Below are 3005 nucleotides of genomic sequence, written 5' to 3'. Positions count from 1 at the left end.
AGCCCAGGGTGACGGCGCTGTGCAGGTTGGCCGGCGCGCTATAGAGCAGCTGCTGCCCGGCAATGGTCACGCTGCCTATCTCGGCCTTGGCGCTGCTGATGCTCAGGGTATCCCCGGTGTCGACATCGCTGTCGTTGGCCAGCACCGCCAGGCTATAGCTGTTGTCGGCGGTGGCCGGCAGGGTGAAGCTGTCGTCGTTGGCCACGGGCGCATCATTCACAGGGGTGACTGTGATGGCTATGGTCAGGGGGGCCGACAGGAATTCACCATCGTCGCCAACGAGCGTCAGGCTGTCGCTGCCGTTGTAGTTGGCCGTCGGCACATAGGTCAGTAAACTCCCGTTGAGCTCGGCGCTGCCATGGGCGGGTGGCGTGGTGATGCTCAGAGCCACCTGGGCCGGGGTTTCATCCGTCACTGTGATGACGGCGCTGGCGCTGTCGTCTTCGGCCAGGGTGAGCGCCCCAGCGCTGAGTATCGGCGCCGTGTTGTTGTTCTCAACCAGGGCCGTGCTGCCCGAGGTGACGTTCTCCGCCGTGCCATGACCATCCGTGTAGCTGGCAACGACGCTGATGGCAGTGCCGATATCGGCAGTGACCAGGACATAAGTGCTGCCTGTGGCCCCGACAATGGCTGCGCCGTTACGCAGCCATTGGTAGCCGATGGCACCCAGGCCGTCGGCGTCGCCCAAGGTATTGGCGGCGGTCAGGGTTTGGGCCCTGATGGGCGAGCCCGAGATGGTCACAGAGCCCGTTGGGGCATCGTTGACGTTGGCGACAGCCGCAGTGGACGAGGAGGTCACGCTCTCGGCCGTGCCCTGGTTGTCCGTGTAGCTTGCAGTGACACTGATGGCGGCGCCGACATCGCTGTCGGTCAGCAAGTAGCTGCCGCCTGTGGCGCCGGCTATGTTGCTGCCGTTGCGTTGCCACTGATAGCTTATCGCGCCCAGGCCGTCGTTGTCCGCCAAGCTGTTGGCGGCGGTGAGGGTCTGATCTTCAATGGCGCTGCCTGAGATGGTGACGCTGCCTGTGGGGGAATCGTTGACATTCACTATCTCAGGCGTTGCGCTCGAGGTAACACTTTCGGCCGTGCCCAGATCATCTGTGTAGCCGGCACTGACGCTGATCACTGTGCCGACGTCGGCATCGGTCAGGAGATAACTGTCGGTGGTGGCACCGTCGATACTGCTGCCGTTACGCAGCCATTGGTAGCTTATGCTGCCCAAACCGTCGGCATCCGCCAGGGTGTTGGAGGCACTCAGGGTTTGATCTTCGGTGGCGTTGCCGGAAATGGTGACATTGCCGGTGGGGACGTCGTTGACGGCGGTAACATCCAGATTGAGGCTGGCGAGCTGAAGGTCGCCACTGCCGTCGCCGTCGTTGGCCATGATGGTCAAGCTGGCCAAGTTGTCGCCGGCAGCATTTTCGGCACCCCTGTACTGCAGATTACCGCCTGACTCCAGGTAGGTATTGATATCGTCGGCACTGCCAACCAAGGTTATTGTCGTATTATCCAGCAAGGTTGCGGTCACGCCGTTTCCTGCGCCGGAGCCATCCGCTGGGGTGGAGAAGCTGCCATCCGATACCCTGAGGGTCACAGTTATCTCACTGCTATCCGCATCTATCAGGGTGGCAGTGGAAAGATTTACATCGCCGGGCAGATCTTCGGTAAATGTGAGATCGGTCGGCAAGGGTAAATTTATGGTCGCCGTATATTGAAGGGTATCGACTCCGGGTGAGAAGCCATTGGTATTGATGAGCGTAAATGAGGTCACATCTGACCAATCACCGAAGTTTAGCTTGGTGCCGAAACCTGGGAAGCTTGAAGCCAGGAAGGCGCTGGTCCCCGTGCCCGAAGTGACAGCAAAAACATAGGTTCCGGACTTGGTTCCTGCATTAAATAAGAACTGTAAAGACGACAGGGAAACAGGATGTGAGAAGTCGAATGTCGCAGTGGTACTGGCATCCGCTTCTGTCGACCATAGCGCATCGCCGTCTACCCCCCCGAAGGTGCCCAGGTCTTGGGTTGTAAAATTGCCATCATCGAGTGTGATGGTCATGGTTATGCCATTGTCCGTTTCTGCATAGACGGTCGGGGAGGTGACTTCTCCGCCTGTGATATCGAACACCGAATTGATATTCGACACCTCGCCGGTAATCGAAGGCGCATCATTGATGGCCGAGACAGTGATGTTGAAGCTGGTGCCCATAACCGGATTGGCACCGTTTTCACCTCCGTCGGCCAGATCGAAGATGAAGCTGTCTGAGTTCATTTCGCTGCCATCATGGACATAATGCAGTTTGTCTTCATCTATATCCTGTTGCGTAAAGGTGTCGTCCATGGCCAAGGCTTCACCCGGGTTCAGGGTGTCGTTGCCATCGGCATCCACGAATAAGGTTCCCCTGACAGGCCCGGTCGTCAGGGTAAAGGTGAGTCCTGCGCCGCTATCATCTATATCTGCCGCGGCCAGTTCATTGTTGCCTATGAGTGCTGTGGCGCCTTCGTCCAAAGTCAAGCCGGTATTGATACCGACAGTCGGCGCGTCGTTGACGTTAGCCACGGCAGCGGTGGCGCTGGAGGTGACGCTCTCCGCCGTGCCCTGGTTATCGGTGTAGCTGGCAACGACGCTGATGCTGCTGCCGACATCGGCATCCAGCAGCAAATAGCTGCTACTGGTGGCGCCGCTGATATTGCTGCCGCCGCGCAGCCATTGATAGCTGATGCTGCCGAGGCCGTCGGCATCGCCTAAGGTATTGCTCGCCGTTAAGCTTTGATCTTCGATGGCAGTGCCTGTGATGCTGACACTGCCGGTGGGCGCATCGTTGACATTGCCGACAGCGGCGGTGGCGCTGGAAGTGACGCTCTCCGCGGTGCCCTGATCATCCGTGTAGCTGGCAACGACACTGATACTGGCACCGACATCGGCATCCAACAGCAAATAGCTGCTGCCGGTGGCGCCGCTGATATTGCTGCCATCGCGCAGCCATTGATAGCTGATGGCACCCAAA

At 59.1% G+C, this 3005-nt stretch carries 1 protein-coding gene; it reads right to left on the bottom strand.

Annotated features, from left to right (window positions below; genetic code table 11):
* On the bottom strand, positions 1-3005 hold a 3005-nt coding region (locus tag LZP73_RS19065; protein WP_234236492.1), incomplete at both ends, for a cadherin-like domain-containing protein.

Origin of the sequence: Shewanella sp. AS16 (assembly GCF_021412365.1) — a bacterium.
GTDB lineage: Bacteria > Pseudomonadota > Gammaproteobacteria > Enterobacterales > Shewanellaceae > Shewanella > Shewanella salipaludis.
This window is presented reverse-complemented; position numbering and strand designations above follow the sequence as displayed.